Source organism: Mesorhizobium sp. B2-5-4 (genome assembly GCF_006441095.1).
Classification (GTDB): domain Bacteria; phylum Pseudomonadota; class Alphaproteobacteria; order Rhizobiales; family Rhizobiaceae; genus Mesorhizobium; species Mesorhizobium salmacidum.
In genome coordinates this window covers 214,778-236,873 of sequence record NZ_VFUR01000007.1, presented here as the reverse complement: position 1 = coordinate 236,873, position 22,096 = coordinate 214,778, and the positions used below count along the sequence as shown (strand labels likewise).

The 22,096-nt window shown below is 62.3% G+C and carries 20 protein-coding genes and 2 pseudogenes; 11 read left to right on the top strand and 11 right to left on the bottom strand.

Going from position 1 to position 22,096, the window contains the following annotated elements:
- Nucleotides 1-25: 25 nt before the first annotated feature.
- Together FJ492_RS11705 and FJ492_RS11700 are read right to left on the bottom strand one after the other, a co-directional pair.
- A complete protein-coding gene (locus FJ492_RS11705; protein ID WP_140717057.1) occupies nt 26-1,120 on the bottom strand; it encodes an ABC transporter ATP-binding protein in 1,095 nt (364 codons plus the stop codon).
- A gap of 122 nt (nt 1,121-1,242) precedes the next feature.
- Nucleotides 1,243-2,139: a LysR substrate-binding domain-containing protein gene (locus tag FJ492_RS11700; protein WP_140717055.1), complete on the bottom strand. Its 897-nt coding sequence runs from the start codon at nt 2,137-2,139 to the stop codon at nt 1,243-1,245.
- 76 nt (nt 2,140-2,215) lie between these two features.
- Between FJ492_RS11700 and FJ492_RS11695 the strand changes: the two genes are divergently transcribed.
- The 6 genes from FJ492_RS11695 to FJ492_RS11665 all read left to right on the top strand — a co-directional run bounded on the left by FJ492_RS11695 (nt 2,216) and on the right by FJ492_RS11665 (nt 9,842).
- Nucleotides 2,216-3,817 (top strand): amidohydrolase, encoded by a 1,602-nt coding sequence (locus FJ492_RS11695; RefSeq protein ID WP_181166638.1) that lies wholly within the window; start codon nt 2,216-2,218, stop codon nt 3,815-3,817.
- A 23-nt stretch (nt 3,818-3,840) separates the two neighbouring features.
- Complete coding sequence (locus FJ492_RS11690) at nt 3,841-4,773, top strand: dimethylarginine dimethylaminohydrolase family protein (RefSeq protein WP_140506082.1); 933 nt, start codon at nt 3,841-3,843, stop codon at nt 4,771-4,773.
- A gap of 221 nt (nt 4,774-4,994) precedes the next feature.
- Nucleotides 4,995-7,148 carry a penicillin-binding protein 1A gene (locus FJ492_RS11685; RefSeq protein WP_140506084.1) on the top strand — a complete coding sequence of 718 codons (2,154 nt, stop codon included), beginning with the start codon at nt 4,995-4,997 and terminating at the stop codon, nt 7,146-7,148.
- A 111-nt stretch (nt 7,149-7,259) separates the two neighbouring features.
- Complete coding sequence (locus FJ492_RS11680; protein WP_140746772.1) at nt 7,260-7,844, top strand: DUF1214 domain-containing protein; 585 nt, start codon at nt 7,260-7,262, stop codon at nt 7,842-7,844.
- Nucleotides 7,837-8,406: a DUF1254 domain-containing protein gene (locus FJ492_RS11675; protein ID WP_027143955.1), complete on the top strand. Its 570-nt coding sequence runs from the start codon at nt 7,837-7,839 to the stop codon at nt 8,404-8,406. The genes FJ492_RS11680 and FJ492_RS11675 overlap by 8 nt, the downstream gene beginning before the upstream one ends.
- 410 nt (nt 8,407-8,816) lie before the next feature.
- Nucleotides 8,817-9,842 (top strand): hypothetical protein, encoded by a 1,026-nt coding sequence (locus FJ492_RS11665; protein ID WP_140769931.1) that lies wholly within the window; start codon nt 8,817-8,819, stop codon nt 9,840-9,842.
- Here FJ492_RS11665 and FJ492_RS11660 read toward each other — a convergent pair.
- The 3 genes from FJ492_RS11660 to FJ492_RS11650 all read right to left on the bottom strand — a co-directional run bounded on the left by FJ492_RS11660 (nt 9,820) and on the right by FJ492_RS11650 (nt 12,746).
- Nucleotides 9,820-10,167, bottom strand: coding sequence for a DUF1491 family protein (locus tag FJ492_RS11660; RefSeq protein ID WP_140746777.1), 348 nt, complete (start codon nt 10,165-10,167; stop codon nt 9,820-9,822). The genes FJ492_RS11665 and FJ492_RS11660 overlap by 23 nt on opposite strands.
- Before the next feature lie 70 nt (nt 10,168-10,237).
- Nucleotides 10,238-11,020 carry a peptidoglycan-binding protein gene (locus FJ492_RS11655; protein ID WP_140506093.1) on the bottom strand — a complete coding sequence of 261 codons (783 nt, stop codon included), beginning with the start codon at nt 11,018-11,020 and terminating at the stop codon, nt 10,238-10,240.
- Nucleotides 10,995-12,746, bottom strand: coding sequence for a PAS domain-containing sensor histidine kinase (locus tag FJ492_RS11650; RefSeq protein ID WP_140746780.1), 1,752 nt, complete (start codon nt 12,744-12,746; stop codon nt 10,995-10,997). The genes FJ492_RS11655 and FJ492_RS11650 overlap by 26 nt, the downstream gene beginning before the upstream one ends.
- A gap of 536 nt (nt 12,747-13,282) precedes the next feature.
- On the opposite strand from FJ492_RS11650, the gene FJ492_RS11645 reads away from it, so the two are divergent.
- On the top strand, nt 13,283-13,633 hold the full coding sequence (locus tag FJ492_RS11645) for a DUF5330 domain-containing protein (RefSeq protein WP_140717043.1): 351 nt from the start codon (nt 13,283-13,285) through the stop codon (nt 13,631-13,633).
- A gap of 99 nt (nt 13,634-13,732) precedes the next feature.
- On the top strand, nt 13,733-14,161 hold the full coding sequence (locus FJ492_RS11640) for a SufE family protein (protein WP_140506099.1): 429 nt from the start codon (nt 13,733-13,735) through the stop codon (nt 14,159-14,161).
- Between the two features lie 167 nt (nt 14,162-14,328).
- Here FJ492_RS11640 and FJ492_RS11635 read toward each other — a convergent pair whose 3' ends face one another.
- Both FJ492_RS11635 and FJ492_RS11630 read right to left on the bottom strand, forming a co-directional pair.
- Nucleotides 14,329-14,754, bottom strand: a complete 426-nt coding sequence (locus tag FJ492_RS11635; protein ID WP_027143963.1) for a MucR family transcriptional regulator — start codon at nt 14,752-14,754, stop codon at nt 14,329-14,331.
- A gap of 410 nt (nt 14,755-15,164) precedes the next feature.
- Nucleotides 15,165-15,532, bottom strand: a pseudogene (locus FJ492_RS11630) (SH3 domain-containing protein).
- Nucleotides 15,533-15,646: 114 nt separating this feature from the next.
- Between FJ492_RS11630 and FJ492_RS11625 the strand changes: the two are divergent.
- The 3 genes from FJ492_RS11625 (at nt 15,647) to FJ492_RS11615 (ending at nt 18,930) form a co-directional block, all read left to right on the top strand.
- Complete coding sequence (locus tag FJ492_RS11625; protein ID WP_140769929.1) at nt 15,647-17,746, top strand: S9 family peptidase; 2,100 nt, start codon at nt 15,647-15,649, stop codon at nt 17,744-17,746.
- A gap of 19 nt (nt 17,747-17,765) precedes the next feature.
- Complete coding sequence (locus FJ492_RS11620; RefSeq protein ID WP_140769927.1) at nt 17,766-18,392, top strand: LysE family translocator; 627 nt, start codon at nt 17,766-17,768, stop codon at nt 18,390-18,392.
- A gap of 136 nt (nt 18,393-18,528) precedes the next feature.
- Nucleotides 18,529-18,930 carry an SET domain-containing protein-lysine N-methyltransferase gene (locus FJ492_RS11615; protein WP_140506104.1) on the top strand — a complete coding sequence of 134 codons (402 nt, stop codon included), beginning with the start codon at nt 18,529-18,531 and terminating at the stop codon, nt 18,928-18,930.
- A gap of 106 nt (nt 18,931-19,036) precedes the next feature.
- On the opposite strand, the pseudogene FJ492_RS11610 reads toward FJ492_RS11615, so the two are convergent.
- The 4 genes and pseudogenes from FJ492_RS11610 to FJ492_RS11595 all read right to left on the bottom strand — a co-directional run bounded on the left by FJ492_RS11610 (nt 19,037) and on the right by FJ492_RS11595 (nt 22,025).
- Nucleotides 19,037-19,711: pseudogene (locus tag FJ492_RS11610) on the bottom strand (glutathione S-transferase family protein).
- Nucleotides 19,712-19,863: 152 nt separating this feature from the next.
- Nucleotides 19,864-20,814, bottom strand: a complete 951-nt coding sequence (locus FJ492_RS11605; RefSeq protein ID WP_140717037.1) for a cytochrome c — start codon at nt 20,812-20,814, stop codon at nt 19,864-19,866.
- Nucleotides 20,815-20,823: 9 nt separating this feature from the next.
- Entirely contained in the window at nt 20,824-21,261 is a 438-nt protein-coding gene (locus FJ492_RS11600; protein WP_140717035.1) for a cytochrome c, read from the bottom strand.
- Nucleotides 21,262-21,422: 161 nt separating this feature from the next.
- Nucleotides 21,423-22,025, bottom strand: coding sequence for a superoxide dismutase (locus FJ492_RS11595; RefSeq protein WP_140746801.1), 603 nt, complete (start codon nt 22,023-22,025; stop codon nt 21,423-21,425).
- Nucleotides 22,026-22,096: the final 71 nt, after the last annotated feature.

Genomic DNA, 22,096 nt, shown 5'->3' with positions numbered 1-22,096 from the left:
GCGGCGGATCAGGCCCCACTGGCGCTCATTGTCCTCCGTCCGGAAGGAGGAAACCCTTTTCCGCCGGCCATGTCAGCCAGACGGAATTGCCCTTGCTGAGAGCAGCCGCCGCGACCTCGTTGGGCACCGAGACGGTTACTTTGGCACCCTGGCGGGTGGTGAGGTCGAGCTTGGTTGCCGCCCCCAGATAGGTCGAGGCGATCGCCGTCGCGGCAATGCCGTTCTCTCCGGCGGCGGCCTCGCGCGCTATCGACATGTGTTCGGGCCGGATTGCCAGGATGGCGTTGGCACCGACAGTCGCCGAATTGCCGCGCAGGCTGACGGCGCGGTCCTCGCAAAGGCCGGTGGCCCCGTCATCGGCGCTGCGCACGCCTTTCAGCGGCAGCATGTTGATCTCGCCCAGAAATTCGGCGACGAAGCGATTGGCCGGCCGATCGTAGACCTCGTCCGGCGCCCCGACCTGCAGCAGTTTGCCATGGTTGAAGATGGCGACGCGAGACGACAGCGCCAAGGCCTCGCTCTGGTCGTGGGTGACGAAGACGAAGGTGGTGCCGGTCTCCTGGTGCAGGCGCTTCATCTCGGCCTGCATCTGGCCGCGCAGGCTCTTGTCCAGCGCTGAAAACGGCTCGTCGAGCAAAAGCACGCCCGGCTCGAACACCAGCGCGCGGGCAAGTGCGACGCGCTGCTGCTGGCCGCCGGAAAGTTGCGACGGCAATTTCTTCTCGTGCCCGATCAGACCGACGCGCTCGATCATCTCACCGACGCGCTTCTTGATCTCGGTGGCCGATTTCTTGCGGACCTTGAGCGGGAAGGCGATGTTGGCCTCGACGCTCATATGCGGGAACAATGCATAGCCCTGGAACACCATGCCGGCGGCACGCTGCTCGGCCGGGCGGTCGGTGATGTCGGCGCCGTCGCTGAAAAGCCTGCCCTCGGTCGGCTGCACGAAGCCGGCCAGGATCATCAGGAAGGTGGTCTTGCCGGATCCGGAAGGGCCAAGCAGCGTCAGGAACTCGCCGCGACCAATATCGAGCGTCAGATTGTCCAGCGCACGGAACGAGCCGAAGCTCTTGCCGATCCCGATTGCCTTGATCTCTGCGGCCCGGCCGGGTTGCTGCATCCTGCCTCTATCCTTACCGTTAAGCCAAATCGTAGGCAGGGCCGAAGCTCACCGCAACCGAATAGTTTTCGCCTGATCGGCAAATTTCATTCATCTATGGCGGGCCGACGCCACCCTGCCCCTCAATGAGGCTGAATGCGGTTCTCGGAGAGCGTCGACCTCAGCCATCCCGCGAACGCTTCCAGGACCGGGTGCGAGGCCTTGGCGTGCTCGGAGACCAGGAAATAGGAGCGCGGCGACTTGATCGCGATGTCGAACGGCCTGACCAGACGGCCTTCGCTCAGCGCGCGGCGGCTGGTCAGTTCGTCACCCATGGCAATCCCCTGGCCGGCGATCGCCGCGGAGAAGACGAGGTTCATGTCGGAAAAGAAGATACCGCCTTCGGTGTCCGGGTTTTCGACCTTGGACAGCGCCAGCCAGCGTGCCCAGTCCTCGGTGTCGTCGAGATGGAGCAGATTGGCGCGCAGCACGTCCGCCGGCCGGGAAAAGCCGCCGACCTTGTTGAGCAGCGTCGGGCTGCAAAGCGGCGTGAACGAGATTTCGCACAACAGTTCGGCCATGCGGTTCGGCCAGTTGCCGACGCCAAACGCGATGAAGGCGTCGGCATCGGCATTGCTGACGTCGTCGAGCCGCCTGGGCGTCAGGATGCGCAGCGCCACATCGGGATACATCTGCCGGAACTCGCCGATATGGGTGCACAAGAACAGCGAGGCGAAGCCTGGCGTACAAGAGACGGCGAACGAGCCGCCGACGCCAGTGCCGGCATCGCGCGTGACCGCATCGCCCAGCACTGTCAGCGCCTTGCGCACGTCGCTGGCATAGCGCTGGCCACGCGGGGTGAGCGCCACGCCCTTGCCGATGCGTTCCAGCAGATCGAAGCCAAGGTCGCGTTCTAGCAGCCGCAGCTGATGGCTTACCGCGCTGCGGGTCAGGTGCAGTTCGTCGGCTGCGCGCCAGACGCTGCCATGCCTGGCGAAACTGTCGAGGGCGCGCAGCGCCTGTGTGGATGGAATTCTCAAGAGGTGAACCGAATTTGCACGAACCGGGAAAACATATCACTTTTTGGCGAGCCGCTTCACTGCTTTCTTTTAGAGCATGGACAAACCGGTGACGACATCGGCGCAAGAGACCGCGCTTGCCTGCCTCGACGGCATCCAGCCCCTGCTGTCGGCCTGGACACGCACCATCTTCGATTTCGGCGAGACCGCGTGGCGCGAGTACCAATCGGCCGCCTGGTATGTCGATCGGCTCAAGCGCGAGGGATTTTCGGTCGAGGAAGGCTCGGGCGGCATGCCGACCGCCTTCTGCGCCCACTGGACAAACGGCGCCGGACCGACCGTCGGCATGTATGCCGAATATGACGCAGTGCCCGGCAACTGCCAGGACGCCGTGACGGTGAGGCAGCCGCGGCCTGGCCTTGGCGACGAGGCCGGCGGCCATACCGATCCGCATTCGGGGCTTGGCATAGCAAGTCTCGGCGGGCTGCTCGCGACCAAGGCCGCCATGCAGCGCGACGGTATTCAAGGCACGCTGCGCTTCACCGGCGAACCGGCCGAAAAGGTACGCGGCTCGAAGCCGATCCATGCCGCCAAAGGCTATTATGACGGCCTTGCCGGCATGATCTCCTTCCATCCCTTCTATATGCTGCCGCTCTGCAACACCGCGCGCTGGGACACGCATTGCGGTGCGGCCTACGCGATGATCTATCGCTTCGTCTGCGACGAACCCGAAAATTGGGTTCGCGCAGGCGACGGCGCACCGATCCCGCAGGCGCATTCGGCGGTCAGGGCACCGGGCGCCAACGATGCGCTGATGACCATGTTCATGACCTCCAAGGCGTTGCGCGATTCCATGCTCCCGCACCAGGGCGGCTGGTCGATCAGCGAGGCGATCCTGACGGCTGGCCAGGCCACGGCCGACAATCTGCCGGCAGGCCTTGCCGAGATCCAGTACATGATCCGCGTGCCGACGCTTCGTATGGCCGAGCAGGTGACGGCGGTGCTCGACCGCAACGCCGCGGCCGCGGCCGCGATCAGCGGCTGCCGCTACGAACGGCACTGGGTGTCGAAGTCGCGGCCGGGGCTCGCCAACCACGCCATGGCCGGGATTGCCTACGAAGCCCTGTCAATTGTCGGACCACCTCGCTGGGACGAAGCCGCCAAGACGATCGCGCGGGAAATCCAGGTCAATGCCGGCGGCACCACGACCGAAAACCCCTTTATCGACGAACTGGAACGGCTGATTTCGCCGCAAGAGGCCGAGGCGATCTTGCGCCGCGACTTGCCGCCGTCGCAGGTGAATTCGACTTCCGACGACTACACCGACATGAGCTGGCACGCGCCGACCGCGCGCTTCTATGTCGCTCGCCCAGCGCTCCGCTCGGCAAACGGCCACGCTTTTCCGGCATGGGTGATGAATGCGCTGGGCGGCATTCCCGCGACGATCGATCCGATGGTCATCTGCGCTGCCAAGACGGTCGCGCTGGCGGCGCTGCGCCTGCTCGAGGACAAAATCGCCCGCGAGGAGGCGATGAGCGAGTTCACCACCCGTACCGGCGGCGGCGTTGGCGGCTCCAACTGGATCGCCCCGCTCTGCGACTACGAGCCGCCGATCAATTTCCGCTGGCCGGAATATGTCACCACGCCGCGCGGGCGCGACTGGTGGATACCAAACAATGCGCGACCGACCAATTCTTGAGAACAAGCAACGAGGAGAACCGCATGACCGTTCATGACCGCATCATCGCCGAGCCGTTTTCGCTGCAGCGCCGCAATCCCTCCGGCGGCACCAAGCCGCTGACCGTTTGGGGTTTCGCCAACGAGACCGACGTGTTGACCGACGTGCTGCTCGGCTCGCCGAATTTCCTGCGTCACCTGTCGACCAGCTCGCTCTCGCGAAAACATCTGCGCGAGGCGCCCTGCAACGTCCAGATCGCGCAGGCGCAGCATAAGGATCTGGTCGCGGCTTACGAGCATTTCGGCGTCAACATCCATTGGCACGAGCCGATGCCGGAACTGCCGATGCAGGTCTATTCCCGTGATTCCAGCGTCATGACGCCTTATGGCGCGATCATCACCGCCATGGCCAATTGGTGGCGGCGCGGCGAAAACTACGCGGCCATCCGCACCTATGAAAAGCTCGGCATCCCGATCTACGACATGGTGACCGCAGGCACCTTCGAGGGCGGCGACTTCAACGTCATCGAGGACGGCGTGGTGCTGATCGGCTGCGGCGGCGCGCGCACGCAGGAGGAAGGCGCCCGCCAGGTGCAGGCCTGGTTCGAGAAGGAAGGCTGGGAGACGCGCATCGCATTCATCGACGAATATTACGTCCACATCGACCTGATGGTGGTGCCGATCGCCGAAAAGCTCACTGCCGTCTGCCTCGCCTGCACCGAGCCCGGCATCGTCGACTGGCTGAAGGGCAAGGGTCACGAGATCATCGACGTCCCCTTCCAGGACACGATGGCGCTAGGCTGCAACTTCATGTCGCTGGGCAAGGACCGGGTGATCGCGCCGACATCCAGCAAGACACTGATCGAAAAACTCAAGGCGCGCGGCTTTGAGGTGGCGGCCGTCGACATGAGCGAAATCTCCAAGACCGGCGGCGGAATCCATTGCATGGCGCAGGCGCTGAAGCGCGAAGCGGCCTGATAGCTCGGGGAAGCAAATCTCCCCTCGCTCGCCGGTCGCAGAATCTGGCGGGCGAGGAACCGGCCCGCCGGCTACCTGGCCTTCCATCGACAAACCTTGCGGCTGTGTCCTCGCCGCCCTTGTGGGTGTCGGTAAAATGGATGAATAGTCCAACAGGTCGCCGCCCTGAAATTGCCCGCTTGCGGTTTTCAGGTCGGGCCAGAGCCGAGCCGGGTTTTTGAATGGTCAACCCTGAACCACGCAAGAGAAGAGGTCCGATCGCCTCCCGCCTTCTGGCGCTGGACGCGTGGCTCGATTCCTCTCTCTATGAGATCGGGTTCAAGGCGCGCCAGTTCTGGGAGGCCGCGACGATCTTCTCGCGGCGCTTCCGTCTCAAGGGCTGGCGCCGTGGCTTCATCGAACTTTTGAGCGAAGGTTTTACACTCGGCGCCGGCGGCATGGTGGTGATGCTGGCGCTGGCGATACCCGCTTTCCAGGACACCACCGGTGACTGGCGTGCCCAGGGCGACTTCGCCGTCACCTTCCTTGACCGGTACGGCAACGAGATCGGCCAGCGCGGCATCATCCAGCGCGATTCCGTGCCGGTCGACGAGATGCCGGACCACGTCATCAAGGCGGTGCTCGCCACCGAGGATCGCAGGTTTTTCGATCATTACGGTATTGACGTGCTCGGCCTGTCGCGCGCGATCTTCGAGAATGTGCGGGCAAACTCGGTCGTCCAGGGCGGCTCCAGCATCACCCAGCAGCTGGCCAAGAACCTGTTCCTGACCAACGAGCGCACGTTCGAGCGCAAGATCAAGGAAGCCTTCCTGTCGCTGTGGCTGGAGGCCAATCTGTCGAAGAAAGAAATCCTGCAGCTCTATCTCGACCGCGCCTATATGGGCGGCGGCACGTTCGGCATCGAGGCGGCGGCGGATTTCTATTTCGGCAAGAGCGTCAAGGACCTGAACCTTGCCGAGGCGGCGATGCTCGCCGGCCTGTTCAAGGCGCCGACCAAATACGCGCCGCACATCAACCTGCCGGCGGCGCGCGCTCGCGCCAATGTGGTGCTGTCCAACCTTGTCGATTCCGGTTTCATGACCGAAGGCCAGGTGCTGCAGGCAAGACTGCATCCGGCCGATGTCGTCGATCGCGGCGAACAGAAAAGTCCCGACTATTTCCTCGACTGGGCCTTCGACGAGGTCAAGAAGATCGCCAAGCCCGGCCAGCACTCGCTGGTCGCTCACACCACCTTCGACGCCAACATCCAGAAAGCGGCGGAGGAATCCGTCGAGTTCCACCTGCGCCAGTTCGGCAAGGAATACAACGTCACCGAAGGTGCCGTGGTGGTCATAGAGACCAATGGTGCGGTGCGAGCGATCGTCGGCGGCCGTGACTACGGCGCCAGCCAGTTCAACCGCGCCACCAAAGCGCTGCGCCAGACCGGCTCGTCGTTCAAGCCCTATGTCTACGCCACGGCGATGGAACACGGTTTCACGCCGAACTCGATCATTTCTGGCGGGCCGATCAGCTGGGGCAACTGGTCACCGCATAATTACAGCGGCGAATCGGCAGGCAACATCACCCTGATCATGGCGATGGCCAAGTCGATCAACACCGTGCCGGTGCGGCTGGCCAAAGACCATCTCGGCATCGCGCCGATCAAGGCATTGGCGGAATCGTTTGGCGTGGAATCGCCGCTCGAAGGGCACAAGACGATGGTGCTCGGCACCTCGGGCATGACCGTGATGGACCAGGCGACGGGCTACAGCGTGTTCGCCCAGAACGGCTTCGTCGGCTCCCGGCACGGCATCACCCAGCTCGTCACGCGTACCGGCGACGTGGTTTACGACTGGACCAAGGACGCGCCGCCGCCGCATCGCGTGCTGTCCGAGCAGGCCCTGAAATCCATGAACACCATGCTGACGGCCGTGCCGGTGATGGGCACGGCGCGGCGGGCGCAAATTCCCAACATCGTCGTCGCCGGCAAGACCGGCACGACGCAGTCCTACCGCGATGCCTGGTTCGTCGGCTTCACCGGCAACTACACGGCGGCAGTGTGGCTGGGCAATGACGATTTCACACCGACCAAGAACATGACCGGCGGCTCGCTGCCGGCGATGGTGTGGCAGCGGATGATGGTCTACGCGCACCAGAACATCGACCTGAAGCCGATCCCCGGCATCGACAAACCCTTCGTCGACGAGGAGATCGCGGCCAAGGCCGCCGAGGCGCAGAAGAAGACCGAGGAGCAGGCAGCGGCCGATACCGCCGCCGAGCGGCCGCCGGTGCTGTCCAGCCGAACCACGCAGACGCTGAGGGACATGAGCCAGCTGTTCCAGACGGCGCCCAAACTCGACGCCCCCACTCCACCCGAAACGCTTTCGGCCCTGTGACATCCGCCCCGGCGCGAGCCGGGTCGGCAGGCAAATCCATCACGCCGGCTTGCCACAAGACCCCGCGCCGCGATATTCCCGAACTGCAATCCTTCGCGCACCCGGCCTCTCATGCTCAAGAATGCCTTCCTGATGCTGATTTCGCTTGCCATAGCCATTGGCGGGGGCGGCGCCAGCGTCTGGTATGCGCTGAAGATCCAGGACGGGGTCGGCGCAATCAGGATCGGCCAGTGGACCGCCTTCCCCGACATCGGCACACCGGCCGCGGACCCCTATTCCAAGGCGCGCGTGGCGCGCGAGGGGGTGCTGGCGCTCGGCCGCGCCGAAGGCCTGTCCTTCGTGGCGGAAAACGACGCCGCCGGCGACCAGCTCAAGCGGGAATGCGCCTACAGGGTCGAGGGTGGATTTCCGACAGCCCGATTCTGGACGCTTTATGCCGCCGATCGATCGCTCGGCGTCGTCGAGACAGGCAAATCCCGGCTTGCGGCACTTCAGTCCTACGGGGTGCTGCGCCAACCGGACAATTCCGTGATCATCTCCGTCGGCCATCACCCGATGCCGGGCAACTGGCTTCTGACCGACGGTTCCGGGAAGATGTATTTCGTCCTGACCTTCTACGACACGCCGATCGCCAGCAGCACCGGCCTGTCCGACGTTTCGCTGCCCAGGATCGTGAGGGCGGGCTGCGATGCGTAGTTTGCATGCCGCCCTGCGCAGGCTTCTGCACGCTGTCCTGCTCGGCCTCGTCGGCGCCGGCATTGTCCACATTATCGTCCTGCTTCTGGTGCCGGATTTTTCCGAACGTGACGCCTGGTCGCGTCTTTCCATGGCATCCGATCTCTACAGGATGAACCGGCTCGATGCCGAAGCCGGCGGCGCGCCGGTGGTGAAATCGGTCGACCCGCTGTTCTATGCCACGGCCTGCCGCTTCGACCTCGAGGAAGGAATGGTCCGGATCAAGGCGCCGGGCGACGTCCCCTTCTGGTCGGTGTCGGTCTATGACCGCAGCGGTCACAACATCTATTCCTTCAACGACCACACGGCGACCGGTGGCAAGCTGGATGCGGTCGTGCTGACGCCGGCGCAGATGATCGACGTGCGCAAGGACCTGCCTGAAGACCTCCAGGGAGCGATTTTCGTCGAAGCGCCCATCGACGAAGGCATCTTCGTCATCCGCAGCTTCGTGCCGGACGAGAGCTGGAAGCCGATCGTGTCGCGCTTTCTCGATCAGAGTTCCTGCGAGCTGCAGGATTTCTAGGGCTTCAGCAGCTCAGTGGTGCGGCACGGGCGGCCGTGGCGATCCCGGCTTGTCTGGCCCCGCGGGCCGCGCTTCGCCGGTGCTGGACCGCTCATAGCGGATGCCGGGAAATATGATTACGGCCGCCGGTATTTCGGTGGTTTGCTTTGCTCGATTGGTCGGTGCCGCACGCGGCACGAAAGACAGTACCATGCCCATGGTTCGCGCATTCCTCTCGGTTTCCCCGGAGCACAACGCAACGCCTCCAAATATCATTAAGGCCGGCAGAGGGTTAACGGAGCGCTAACGGATCGCCGCTAACTTGATCTTTGTTCCCAGGTCAGAGAGTTCTGACCGAGGCAAACGCGAAACCGACATGGTTCCGGTGGCGCGATGTCGAGTGTGTGTATCTGTTGTCAGGCGTATCCTTCGTGTCATCTTCGGACTTCAGGCAAATCGCGATAAGGACGGAATCGGGAAAAGCTGAGAGGCTGTTCCGCGCCGCCGTGTCGGCGTTCTGCTCGCTGACCCGACCGTCACGCCGCGAGATCGGCCAGCTCGAAGATCTGACGCTGCCGCTGTTCGACAGCGTATCCGTCGAATCGCGGCGCTACGTGGCTGCCGCCCTTTCCGAATGCGAATATGCACCCGCGGCCCTGGTGCGGCGCCTTTGCGAGGAACCGGTCGACATTGCCGCTCCGCTGCTCATCCGCTCACGCGCGGTCAGCGATATCGACCTGATCGCGCTGATTGGGCGGCACGGGCTGCCGCATGCGCGCGCCATCGCGCGGCGCAAGGACCTGAACCCGACCATCGCCGATCTGATCAGGGCGCTGGAAAGACCGACCCTGGTGCGGACGCGGGTTCCGGAAGCAGCCCCGGCGCAAAGCCCTGCCGTGAAGACGCAAGCGACGGCGGACAGCGCGGAAACTCAGCAGACGCCCGGCGTTGCCGCCGAGAACGCGCGGCGCAGGCTGCGCTCCATGATGCACACCGGCGACGAAGCCTTGGCGGCGAAGGTCGATGCGTTCCCAGGTGCGGATACCTATATCAGACTGCGCGAGACGGCATTGACGGGAAACGCCGCGTTCTTCCAGACCGCGCTTGCCGATGCCCTCGACATTGATTTTTCGATCGCGCAATCGCTGACCGCCAACCAGAATTATGCGCCGCTGCTTGCGGCGCTGCGTTCGCTCGATTTCAGCGAGGACCGGGCATTCCTGATCACGGTTGCCGTCTATCCCGGCCTGTTCCCGCATCCGCAGGCCATCCGCACCTATCTCGACCGTTACCGCCTGCTGCACCGCGATACGGCCCTGGACAAAGTGCGGGGATGGAAAGCCAAAACCCCGTCCAGGGCAGCTCGCGATGCTTCGCCGACAAACGGCGACAGCCGCAAGGCCTCCAACAGCGACGAAGCCGACGCCCCCGGCCTCAGGGTCTCTTCACGGAAATAAGCTCCTCGACGGGAACATTCCCGGCCTCGATCTCGACCACCCAAATGTCGGGATCGAATTTTTTCTCGCGCTCAAGTCTCGCATCCAGCACGGACGCATCATCGCCGGCGGCCAGAAGGCTGAAAAAACGGTCTTCGGGCTTGGCCGAATCGTAGCTTGTCTGCGGCGCCGGCCCGTAGAGAGCCGTTTCACCCATCCTGCCCCGCGCCAGGATGAACACAGCCCCGGCCTCTGTCGCGCCGCGATTGACCACGGCGGCAAATCCGCCAGCGCCGAAAACCCGGCGCAACAGGGCCGACACCCACAGATCAGCGGTTACGCGCATCGAAGACTCCCGACAACATGCGGGCTCTCTATCGAAATTTCCGATGCAGGGCGAGCCGTCGTTTCGGCTGTCAGTTGGTCAGGCCGATCTCGCGCATCTTGACGTAGACGATCTCGTCGGGTTCGCCGGTCTGCGGCAACCCGAACAGCGTCTGGAACTCCTTGATCGCCGCCTTCGTGCGTGCACCGACGACGCCATCCAGTTGCATGTCGTCATTGCCGAAGGCCTTGAGCCCAGCCTGGATCTTGACGATGCGGGGATCAGGCCCCTGCAAAGCGGCATTCGTCTGTGCCTCATTCGTCTGCAAGGACACGGGAACAGCGGCCGGTGCAATGTCGGGACGAGGCTGCGGCTTGGGCACGGCGGCCGTCTTCGGCGTTGCACCCAGTTGATCCAGCAGCAGCGCATCGATCTCGCCCGAGGCGTTCAGCCCGACCTTCTGCTGATAGGCCTGTATGGCCTTGCGCGTGTTGGGGCCGGAAATGCCGTCGACGGTGCCGGAATAGAAATCGAGGTCCTTCAATATGCCTTGCACCTGCTCGACCACCGGATCGCCCTTAATCGGGGCGGGCGCGGCATTGGACCGCACAATGTTGATTGTCGTCTCCGGCTCGTCGGCGGCGGCGTGCGGAAAGCCCTGGAAATGACGCGTGGCGAAAAACGCCCCGGCGTGCGGGAAAGGCTGATACCACAGCGCGTTGGCCGAGACGTAGAACAGCGTCACCAGGAATGCGGTCGATCCTCCCACCAGGACGGGATTGCGCGAAATCATGCCGCCAACGGCGATGGCGCCGTCCTGCAAGGCGTTGCTGCGGCGTTTGACCGCCTTAGCCTGTTTTGCGGAGCGAGCCATTTCCGTCCCCTTTCGCCCTCGTCACCGGCATCGTCAGCACTCCGGTCGAGTTGGCGGGGCGTCCCTTCGGCCCGCTGACCGGCAGGCTGATGGTCACCGTGGTGCCCTCGCCCGGCATGCTTTCGATCGACATGGTGCCTTCATGCAAGGCCACCAGCCCCTTCACCAGGGAAAGGCCAAGACCCGTACCCTCGAAACGGCGGGTATAGTCGTTCTGGATCTGCATGAAGGGTTTGCCGAGATTGGCGAAATCCTCCTCGGCGATGCCGATGCCGGTGTCCCTGACCCAGAAATGCAGACGTGAGCCGATCCGCTTGGCACCGACGACGACATCGCCGCCGTCGGGCGTGAACTTGATCGCGTTGGAAACGAGGTTGATGAGCATCTGCTGTACCGCGCGGCGATCGGCATTGATATCGCCCGCGTCAGGGGCGATCTGCGTCTGCAGGTCGATGTTCTTGGCCTGCGCCTGCAGCCGCATCATCGACTGGCACATGTCCACGGCTTCCATGAACCGGAACGGCTCCGGCTCGGTGGCGTAGACACCCGATTCGATCCTCGAGACGTCGAGTATGGATGTCACGACTGCCAGCAGATGCTGGCCCGAATCCCGCACGAGGCCGACATATTCCTTCTGGCGCGGATCCTTGAAGGCGCCGAACATCTCGTGCAGCAGCATGTCGGAGAAGCCGATGATGGCATTCAAGGGTGTACGCAGTTCATGGCTCACCACTGCGAGGAAGCGGCCCTTGGCCACTTCGGCGGCCCCCGCCGTCTCATTGGCTTGCGCCAGTTCTTCGCGCAACCGCGCGGTCTCGTCGTTCTTGCGCAGGACAAGCGTGAAAACGTCGCTTTGTTCCTCGCCGCGCACCAGTTCGAGCGCGAATGGCTGGTAGTTGTCGGCCACCAAACCATTTCCGTTGTGGGCGCCGTTGCCACTCTGAGGCAGCCTGATGCGCAATTCGAGGCGGCGCGACAGTGCGCCGTCACGCATGTCGGCCAGGGCGCTGAGATAGGAGACACGGTCCGACAGGTGGACGCGGTCGAAGAGGCCCGTTCCGGACAACAATTCAGGTGGCAATTTCAGAAGCGTACGCGCCTTGGCGGACGCCTCCACGACTTCGCCGTGGCGGGTGACCCGAAAGACCACCGCGTCGATGATGTCTTCCAATCCGTCACCTGCATCGCGCGTAGCGGCCGCGCCGGCGGTGCCGCGAAAAGCCGAAATGCGCGGGAGGAGGGTCAGCGCCCACGCCAATGGCACCAGCCAGTGCCAGGCGGCGATGTGCGCGTCCGCGAATGGAAGGAAGGTGGCCGACAGGGACTGAAGGGCGATGGCGATGACGGCCGAGGCGCCCCCCCACACAGCAGCACGCCGCGAGGTGCCGATCCACCAGGCTTCGAATGGCAGCGCCAAGGCAAGCATGGCGACAGGTGAACTCAATCCGCCGGCGGCACCGATGAGACCGCCAAGGGCTATCGCCGCCATCGCCAGGGCGATCGGCCCGGCGGCGGCCATCTTGCCGGTCGCTGCTACCAGCAGGGCGACGAACCAGCACAGACCGAAGGCCGCGAAAATGGCGGCCATGGTCACCGCAGCCCCCATGCCCGACGTAACCAGCGTGACCGCGGCACCCGCTGCAAAGAACGGCGCGGCCAGCATCACGCCGATGAAACGGCGCTGGCGCTCGCGGTCGCTGCGCCCGAGAATGCTGGGATGAACCATGCGTTCACAACCGGCCGCCATTGCGCCAGGCAATTCAGCGTATCTGGCCTCGATCGGCATCAACTCAACGCACTCGCACTCGTCGTGAACAGCTCTGCTTTTGCAGATCGTCTTGGGTGGTGGCTTTGAAACTCGCATCCAGCGTTTAAGGAATGGATAAGGCAGGGCCGACCAAGGCCGGCCCTGCGGCAAATATCGGGATGACGGCCGCCGAAAGCCCGGGCAAATGCAGCCATAGTAAACGGAGGGTTATTCGCGAATGCCCGTCATCAGCGGCTAAGAGGCAGGAACGGGATCGCGTCCATTTGCGAAAAATCCGGTAGAAACAACCAGATAGATGGTTATCGAATGGTAACGAGAATCGTCCCGATATGAAACAAATCGACAACAAAACGCTTCGTCTCGAATTTGCCTAAAATTTGAGGAAAATTCTCGGCGATCATGCAAGCCGTCCTTTGTGCCTGTGTGCCAACATCCTGCCCATAAAAGAGGTCGTGCCCTATGATGCATGATCCGGTCACGACGAGAGGCAAGGCATGTTCTTCCTGATAAGAATGGCTTTCTGGTTTTCACTGGTGCTGCTGGCGCTGCCGCTGGGTGTCGGGTCCGATGAAACGGGCCAGCAAAGCGTCGGGCCGATCCAGGCCCTGTTCGCGGCGCGGGACGCCGTCGGCGACATCGCCGGTATCTGCGAACGCAAGCCCGATGTCTGCGAAACCGGGAAATCGGCGATGCACACCATCACCGCACGCGCCAAGGAGACCGCCAAGATCGCGGCCGCCATGCTGGACGACAAGTCCGCCGGCCCCGACGTCTCGACACTGACGGGCAGCGTGCCGGAAGAAATCGTCCTGCCCCAAACGGTCAACCTGCCGATAAAGAATTAGGCCGTCTCGACGGCGCACCGCGGACCGTCTGCCCTCTCGACGTCCGCGGTGTTCTTGTTTTTCCGTGACGCGGCGCCATCGCGTGACTATATCCGGGTCATGACGACCACGATCCAGACGATCCGCGACGACTTCTCGTTCCTCGAGGAATGGGAGGACCGCTATCGTTACGTCATCGAGCTTGGCGAAGCGCTGCCTCCCTTTCCCGATGCTGAGCGCAACGCCGCCAACAAGGTGCCAGGTTGCGTCAGCCAAGTCTGGCTGACCACCGAACGGGGTCCGGGCGCCGATCCCGTCATCACCTTCACGGGCGATTCGGACGCCCATATCGTGCGCGGACTGGTCGCGATCATGCTGGCGCTGTTTTCCGGAAAGACGGCCAGCGAAATCCAGAAAACCGACGCTGAAGCGACGCTGAAGGCACTCGGCCTCGACGAACACCTGTCACCCCAGCGCGCCAACGGGCTTCGCTCGATGGTCAAGCGCATCAAACGCGATGCCGAGATGGCGCTCGCGCAGACCGCCTGACAGGCTTCTGCCCGATCTTCCTTGTTTTGACGCAATTCCCTAGGGAAAGCGCTACGCGCTTTTCCCGGGGAACCGGTTCACACTTTTCCTGGAATTGCACTCGCCCGCAAAATCAAACGGCGCCCGAAGGCGCCGTTTGATTTCAGTTCTAATCCGGCAAGCCGCGACTACCGCGCCTTGCGCTTGCGGCCAAGGCCCATCTTCTTGGCAAGCTGCGAACGGGCCGCCGCGTAGTTCGGGGCAACCATCGGATAGCTTGGGTCCAGGTTCCACTTTTCGCGATACTGATCGGGCGTCAGATCGTAGTGGGTCATCAGGTGACGCTTGAGCGACTTGAACTTCTTGCCGTCTTCAAGACAGACAATGTAGTCGTCATGAACCGAGCGTTTCGGGTTGACAGCCGGCTTCTGCTTGTCGGCAGGCGGCTGTTCGACGGTTCCGCCCACACGCCCGAGAGCGGCGTGGACATCGGATATCAGGTTCGGCAGTTCGCCGACCGGCACGGGATTGTTGCTGACATAGGCAGCCACCACATCGGCGGTAAGCTCGATCAGCGCATCATTGTTTCTGGAAGGTGTTTCGACAATATCCATGGTCTTCAGGCCCCAACAAGAGTTACGTCGATCTGTGCCCCTTTTTACAAACAGGGCATTGCACGAATTTTGCGCAGATAGAGCTGCGACGATTCGCGTCACAGGGACATCAATGCGGCCACACGTCAAGTAAGTCAATTCGCTCTCTGCATTATATTTACGAATGTTGGTCAACTATTGCGCGATCAGCTTCAATCTTTCGTGCACCATGTAATTTTTCGATATTTCGGTCGCCAAACGGACAAAGGCTGACGTCGGGTCAGCTAATCGTTACATTCGCGATAACTCACAAAACAAGTTTCAATGCTCCGGTTTGCTTGGCGACCACACCGACAAGCTTGGTTGTTCACACCTGTCCACGAAACCATAGGTTGCCAAACCATCCCGCCATCAATCAGGCCATTCCCCGGTCAAAACGGCGCGATGTATCCGCTATAGGCCCAGCCGGTGACGAAGACGCCGTTCTTGGCGGGGTCATGCCAGATTTCGCACCAGCGATAGCGAACCGTCTGCTGCTGTTTCCATGCCGGTTGATTGGCGATATCGAGCAGGGCTATGCCGCCGGTGCATCTCCCGGTCATCTGCAGGACGGCCCCGTTCGGTAGGCGGCCTGTTTCTGGGATGTTCCCGACGGATATTTGCGCACATTGAGCGTGTCGCCGAACGGCACATTGGCCACTTGCCAAGCCGCGAATACGGTCGCATGAGACTGGCCGGCAAAGACCAGAGTTAGCGAAGCAACGGCGAAGGCCGCAGCAATACGAGACCGAATAGTCATCTTCCCTCCTCCCGGCCACCTCATGGGCCCACACCACCTCTACGCAACTGCTCTTGAACCCGCCCTGATCGGTGTGTTCATTCGTCATTCAAGATATTTCCAGAGCGAGACGCAATGACCAGGACTTCCCGATTTCCAATCGTCAGCGCCCCTTCCCCCGAGAAGCGGCCAGTCTCGGACACGCATCACGGCATCACGCGAACCGACGAATATGCCTGGCTGCGGGCGGATAACTGGCAGGAGATGTTCAGGGATCCCTCCTTGCTCGATCCTGGGATCCGCGCCGAACTCGAAGCCGAAAATGCCTACCAGTCGAAGCTGATGGCCGACACGTCAGATTTGCAAAAGCAGCTCTTCAAGGAAATGAAGGGCCGCATCAAGGAAGACGATTCATCCGTTCCTATGAAGGACGGGCCTTACGCCTATGGCTCTTCCTTCAAGCTCGGCGGCGAGCAGCCGCGCTATTTCCGCATGCCGCGCGACGGCGGGCCCGAGCAGATCCTGCTCGACGGTGACGCCGAGGCCGAGGGCAAGGCCTATTTCCGGCTTGGCGGCGTCGATCATTCGGCCGATCATCGCAAGCTCCTGTGGGCCTTCGACGACAAGGGTTCCGAATTCTACACGCTGCGTGTGCGCGACCTTGCCGATGGTAAGGAACTGGCGGACCAGATTCCCGCCACCGGCGGTTCGGGCGTCTGGGACGCGGGCAATGACGGGTTCTTCTACACGCGTCTCGATCCAAACCACCGGCCGTCCAAGGTTCTGTTCCACGCACTTGGACAGAACCCCGAAAGAGACCGCCTGATCTACGAGGAAACCGACCCCGGCTTCTTCATGGACGTCGACGGAACCCGCAACAATCAATGGATCATGATCGGCATCAACGATCACGAGACTTCGGAATACCGCCTGTTGAGCGCCAGCGATCCGTTTGCCGAACCCAAGCTGGTTTCGGCGCGCGAGACCGGCCTTCAATATGAACTTGAGGAAGGCGGCGACATATTCTTCATCCTGACCAATGCAGATGGTGCCAAGGACTTCAAGATCATGACGGCGCCGGCAAGCGATCCGGTCCGCGCCAACTGGCAGGAACTGGTGCCGCATGAACCGGGCCGGCTGATCCTGTCGGTGATCGGCTTCAAGGACCACATGGTCCGGCTCGAGCGCAAGGAAGGCCTGCCGCGTATCGTCGTGCGTGACCGTGCCAGCGGCGAAGAGCATCTGATTTTCTTCGATGAGGAAGCCTTCTCGCTCGGCCTTTCAGGGGCCCTGGAATACGACACCGAGATGATGCGCTTTTCCTACTCGTCGATGACGACGCCGTCGCAGATGTTCGACTACAAGATGCGCACCCGTGAGCGTGTGCTGCTCAAGACCCAGGAAGTGCCGTCCGGCCATAACCCGCATCAATACGTCACGAGGCGGCTGATGGCGCCCGCGGCCGATGGTGAATTGGTGCCGATCTCGCTTCTGCATCACCGCGACACGCCGCTGGACGGCTCCGCGCCTTGCCTGCTCTACGGCTATGGTTCCTACGGCATTGCCGTTCCGGCCGCCTTCAATACCAACTGGTTCTCGCTGGTCGATCGCGGCCTCGTCTTTGCCATTGCCCATGTCCGCGGCGGCAAGGACAAGGGCTATGGCTGGTACGATGACGGCAAGCGGGCGCACAAGATGAACACCTTCACCGATTTCATCGCGTGCGCCCGCCATCTCGTGGCCGAGCGCTATACCGCGCATGACCGCATCGTCGCGCAGGGCGGCTCGGCCGGCGGCATGCTGATGGGCGCCATCGCCAACATGGCGCCGGATTGCTTCGGCGGCATCGTGGCCGAGGTTCCGTTCGTCGATGTGCTTACCACCATGCTCGACGCGACGCTGCCGCTGACCCCGCCGGAATGGCCGGAATGGGGCAATCCGATTGCGTCGGCCGACGATTACCGGACGATCGCCGCCTATTCGCCCTACGACAATGTCGCAGCACTCGACTACCCGCCGATCCTGGCGCTCGCCGGCCTTACCGATCCGCGCGTCACCTATTGGGAGCCGGCCAAGTGGGTGGCGCGGCTCCGTGACCGCAAGAGGGGCGCCAATCCGGTGCTGTTCAAAATCAACATGGATTCCGGCCATGCCGGTGCCTCCGGTCGGTTTTCGCGCCTGGAGGAGATCGCCTATACTTATGCCTTCACGCTGAAGGTAACGGACAAGGCATAGTTTACGGAGGAACGCCGCGGTGATCGATCTGTCCACATTGATAGCCTATATCGCGGTTGTGTTCGGTTTTGTCTTCATTCCAGGTCCGGCCACACTGTTGACGATCGCGCGCGCAACGAGTTCGGGAACCAGGGTCGGGATCGCCACCGGCGCCGGGATCGCGGCCGGCGATGTGTTTCATACCGTGATGGCGATGGTCGGCATCTCGGCGATCATCGCTACTTCGGCGACGCTGTTCAGCATCATAAAGTATATCGGCGCGGCCTACCTCGTTTACCTCGGCATTCGCGCCATCATCGAGAAAGCGCCGATCGATCCGACCGCCGGCGCGCTCGCGATCTCTGCCGGAAAGGCGTTTCGACAGGCCGTCCTGACCGAGGTGCTCAACCCCAAGACCGCGCTTTTCTTCCTCGCTTTCCTGCCTCAGTTCGTGCGGCCCGAAAACGGATCGGCGATGGTTCAGTTAGCCGTATTGGGGATCATCTTCGTCATGCTGGGGCTTTTCAGCACGGTTGTGTTTGCCGTGAGCGCAGGGCGGCTGGGCGGTTTCCTGCGCCAAAATCCGACAGTGCTGAAATGGCAGGGCAAGGTTGTCGGCGGCATCTATTGCGCCCTGGGTGTCCGCCTGGCCTTGCAACAGCGCTGAAGCCAGGCGACTCACGTCTGCCGATCATATTTTTTGAATTCCGCCCAGCTGATTTCCGCTCGCAATTGCAACGGTCGCGCGCTACCCAAGCACGATTTTCCCGGGCATGAAGCCCACATTCGCACAAGGGTCCATTATGCTGCTCGTCGACGTCTATCTCGACAAATCGCCGATCCAGGGCATCGGTGTGTTTGCCAAGAACCACATTGCCAAGGGCACGCTGGTCTGGAAGCTCGACCCCCGGTTCGACCGGATCATCGACGTCGAGACCTATGAGGGCGAGACCGGGCCGGTAAAGAACTATCTCGACCGCTATTCCTATCCCGACCGGCGCGACCCGGCCTATATCGTCTTCGAAGCCGACGACGCCCGTTACATGAACCATGACGACGAGCCGAATTGCGATGTCTCGTCACCCGAGGAAACCTACGCCTTGCGCGACATCGCCCCGGGCGAGGAAATGACCTGCAACTACAATCATTTCTTTGAGACGGGCTTCGATTTCCTCGGCGATCGTCACCTGCAGTCCGAAGATTAGGCAAGTAGACTCGTAAGCGTGGAGCCACGGCCGGATTGAAGCCAGCTGAACCATGCGAGGAGGCCCCCTAATTGGTAGACCCCCATGAGGAACTTTTCGCGACTGCTCAACCAGGCGCTTGGCCGCTTCGATGAAGCGAGCACCACAATCCCGGTGATCTCGCCGCCCAAGCCTTGGTGGCCTGACAGCTTTCCATTGCTCGGGCGTAGGCGGGGCGTGCCGTCGTGCGAGCGAGATAGTCCCGCTCGATAGACCGGGGACATAGTTACCAGTTCGCAGGCCGAGCAGGAGGGCGTAGCTCACCGAGATATCGGCAGCAGTGAACCGCTCGCCGGCGAGATAGGGGCAATCCGCGAGGCGGCGGATAACCAACCCCAGCCGGCTCTCGAAGGTCTCCAATGCCCAGCGGGTAACCCGGGCATCTCGTTCGGCTTCGGGCGCCAGTTCGCGACCGACTAAGACGGCGTTCATCGGCCGGCGAGCCCGGCCTCGCCTAGGTGAAGAAATTGCAGATAGGAGGCGAAAGCGGGATCGTGCGGGGCGACGGCAAGCGAATCTGAGCCGTGGCGGGCGAGCAGGTACTCAAGAATCGCGATCGATTCGACCATGATCGTCTCGCCGTCCTGCAGTGCGGGAATGAAGCCGGCGGGGTTGATCGCGAGAAAGCCGCGATCATCTCGATTGCGGGCAGATCGACCGGGCGCAGCCGACAAGCCAATCCTAATTCCTCGAGCAGCCAAACAACACGGACGCCACGACCTTCGCCATAGACGGCGAGCATAGTTAAGCGTCCCTGGATTGGGCTGGATGTACTATCTCGCAGAGGTAAGCCAGTCGCGCAACGGACTATCAATGGCCCATAATGCACTCAGGGCTTGGCGCATATTCGTCATCCTACAGATGCGGGCCCTTCCCACTTTATGGATTCCCGACCTATTTCGTGCTTTTCTTGCGAGCCGGATAGCCGTTGGGGTGCGGCGGTATCGCCTTGAGATAGGCGGCAATCGCCGCGCGGTCGTCCGCCGTCAGTTCGGCCATGTTGCGCTGCACATCGACCATGGCGCCGCCGACGGAATCGAAATCCGGCGTGAACCCGGTTTCCAGGTAATTTGCGATGTCGGATGCGGACCAGCTGCCGATACCCCCCTCGCCCGAAGTAAGGTTTGGCACGATGCCCGAACCCTCGGCGGCGACGGCGCCGGCCAGCCATTGGCCCTTCCTGGTGCCGCCAGCCAAGTCGCGCGGCGTATGGCATTCGCCGCAATGACCCGGTCCTTCGACCAGGTAGCGGCCTGCCATCGCGAGTCCCGGCGTGCCATCAGGCAGGGGAATGACAGGCTGGTCGCTGAGATAGAGGCGCTTCCACAGGCCAATGCCTCGCCGGATGTTGAAAGGGAACGCCAGCGAATTGCCCGGCGCCTTGCCGGCGACGGCGGGAAGCGTCTTCAGGAAAGCGTAGAGGTCGGCGACATCAGACGGCTTCATGCGCGCGTAGGAGGCGTAGGGAAAGGCCGGATAGAAATGCTCACCCGTGGGCGAAACACCCTTCAGCATGGCATTGGCGAGATCCCCGACCGACCATGCGCCGATGCCATCATTGGGATCTTGCGAAATATTGGGAGGCACGAAGGTGCCGAACGGCGTCTTGAGTTCAAGCCCGCCCACGAGTTGAAGCCGCGCATCGCCCCGCGACCCAGGCTTCGCATGGCATGAGGTGCAGCCGCCGGCATAGAAAATGCGCTTGCCCCGGACAACATCGCCTGGGCCGAGTTGCGCCAGAGCGGTCGCATCAAGCCTGACGGGTGCCGACAGCAGCCACCCGGCGGCCGCGCCGGCGACGCCCAGAACGAGGGCCGCGCCGACGAGCTTCTTCAGCCATGCCATATCAGGCGATCAGCCCTTCTTGACCCTGTAGCTCTGGTGGCAGGTGCCACAGTCCGAGCCGATGGTGCCGATCTGTGTCTTCAGCGCGTCGACGTCGGCCGGAGCCGCCGCGACCGAGGCCTTGACGTCGGCAAGATACTTATCCTCGGCCGTTTTGAAGCCGGCCATGTCTTCCCAGATCTTTGGCGCCGCCGTGGTGTCGCCGGAATCGCTGCCCTTCGGGAACAAGGCCTCTACGTCGAATTTCTCGGCATTTGCCTGCAATGCCTGCAACTGCGTCAGCACCGCGGCGGCATCAAAAGGTTCCTCGCCCTTGACCACTTTCGACAGGCCGCCGACGATCTTTCCGCGTTCCTTCATCAGTGCCTGCCGGCCGAGGACGGGATCGGCAAAGGCCGCCGACGCGGCGAGTGCGAGCATAGAGATGGCGATGACAAGCTTTCTCATTCATTTGGCTCCGTGATGAAGGCATTTCAGGACAGGACGTTAACGGCTGTGGGAGGAGGAATATTCCCTTCTCTCCGCATGAATTTGGACGACTCTGGCTGCGGTGGGGCTTCGACTTAAAAGAAAAGGCCCGGGGGTGCCGGGCCTTTTCGGAAGATCGATCAGGCATTTGCCTTTTCGTAGAGCTCGAGCACGTGATCCCAATTGATCAGGCTGTCGACGAAGGCCTCGAGGTATTTCGGCCGGGCGTTGCGGTAGTCGATGTAGTAGGAGTGTTCCCAGACGTCGACACCGAGGATTGGCGATGCGCCATGAACCAGCGGGTTTTCGCCGTTCGGCGTCTTCGAGATCGCCAGCTTGCCGTCCTTGGCCGAAACCCAGGCCCATCCCGAACCGAACTGCGTCGTGCCAGCGGCGATGAAATCAGCCTTGAATTTGTCGTAGCCGCCGAGATCGCTGTCGAAAGCCTTCTGCAGCGCGCCAGGCAGCTTGTTGCCGCCGCCGCCCTTCTTCATCCATTTCCAGAAATGGATGTGGTTGTAATGCTGGGCGGCATTGTTGAAGAGGCCGGCGTTCTTGCCGAACGACTGCTTGACCGCCTCTTCGACCGAAAGATCGCCGAGGCCGGCTTCGGCGGCGAGCTTGTTACCGTTGTCGACATAGGCCTTGTGATGCTTGTCGTGGTGATACTCCAGCGTCTCTTTCGACATATAGGGCTGCAGGGCCTCATAGTCGTAGGGCAGAGCGGGCAATTCGAAAGCCATGGGTAGTACTCCCTCGTGGAAAATCCGGTGTGGATACCGGAGTAAGATAGGTCGGGATTGAGCTGGAGCAA

Excerpts from the sequence above, each read along its gene's own strand:
- FJ492_RS11705 (WP_140717057.1), bottom strand. The coding sequence starts at position 1,120 with ATGCAGCAACCCGGCCGGGCCGCAGAGATCAAGGCAATCGGGATCGGC.
- FJ492_RS11695 (WP_181166638.1), top strand. The coding sequence starts at position 2,216 with ATGGACAAACCGGTGACGACATCGGCGCAAGAGACCGCGCTTGCCTGC.
- FJ492_RS11690 (WP_140506082.1), top strand. The coding sequence starts at position 3,841 with ATGACCGTTCATGACCGCATCATCGCCGAGCCGTTTTCGCTGCAGCGC.
- FJ492_RS11685 (WP_140506084.1), top strand. The coding sequence starts at position 4,995 with ATGGTCAACCCTGAACCACGCAAGAGAAGAGGTCCGATCGCCTCCCGC.
- FJ492_RS11680 (WP_140746772.1), top strand. The coding sequence starts at position 7,260 with ATGCTCAAGAATGCCTTCCTGATGCTGATTTCGCTTGCCATAGCCATT.
- FJ492_RS11675 (WP_027143955.1), top strand. The coding sequence starts at position 7,837 with ATGCGTAGTTTGCATGCCGCCCTGCGCAGGCTTCTGCACGCTGTCCTG.
- FJ492_RS11660 (WP_140746777.1), bottom strand. The coding sequence starts at position 10,167 with ATGCGCGTAACCGCTGATCTGTGGGTGTCGGCCCTGTTGCGCCGGGTT.
- FJ492_RS11655 (WP_140506093.1), bottom strand. The coding sequence starts at position 11,020 with ATGGCTCGCTCCGCAAAACAGGCTAAGGCGGTCAAACGCCGCAGCAAC.
- FJ492_RS11650 (WP_140746780.1), bottom strand. The coding sequence starts at position 12,746 with ATGGTTCATCCCAGCATTCTCGGGCGCAGCGACCGCGAGCGCCAGCGC.
- FJ492_RS11645 (WP_140717043.1), top strand. The coding sequence starts at position 13,283 with ATGTTCTTCCTGATAAGAATGGCTTTCTGGTTTTCACTGGTGCTGCTG.
- FJ492_RS11640 (WP_140506099.1), top strand. The coding sequence starts at position 13,733 with ATGACGACCACGATCCAGACGATCCGCGACGACTTCTCGTTCCTCGAG.
- FJ492_RS11635 (WP_027143963.1), bottom strand. The coding sequence starts at position 14,754 with ATGGATATTGTCGAAACACCTTCCAGAAACAATGATGCGCTGATCGAG.
- FJ492_RS11625 (WP_140769929.1), top strand. The coding sequence starts at position 15,647 with ATGACCAGGACTTCCCGATTTCCAATCGTCAGCGCCCCTTCCCCCGAG.
- FJ492_RS11615 (WP_140506104.1), top strand. The coding sequence starts at position 18,529 with ATGCTGCTCGTCGACGTCTATCTCGACAAATCGCCGATCCAGGGCATC.
- FJ492_RS11605 (WP_140717037.1), bottom strand. The coding sequence starts at position 20,814 with ATGGCATGGCTGAAGAAGCTCGTCGGCGCGGCCCTCGTTCTGGGCGTC.
- FJ492_RS11600 (WP_140717035.1), bottom strand. The coding sequence starts at position 21,261 with ATGAGAAAGCTTGTCATCGCCATCTCTATGCTCGCACTCGCCGCGTCG.
- FJ492_RS11595 (WP_140746801.1), bottom strand. The coding sequence starts at position 22,025 with ATGGCTTTCGAATTGCCCGCTCTGCCCTACGACTATGAGGCCCTGCAG.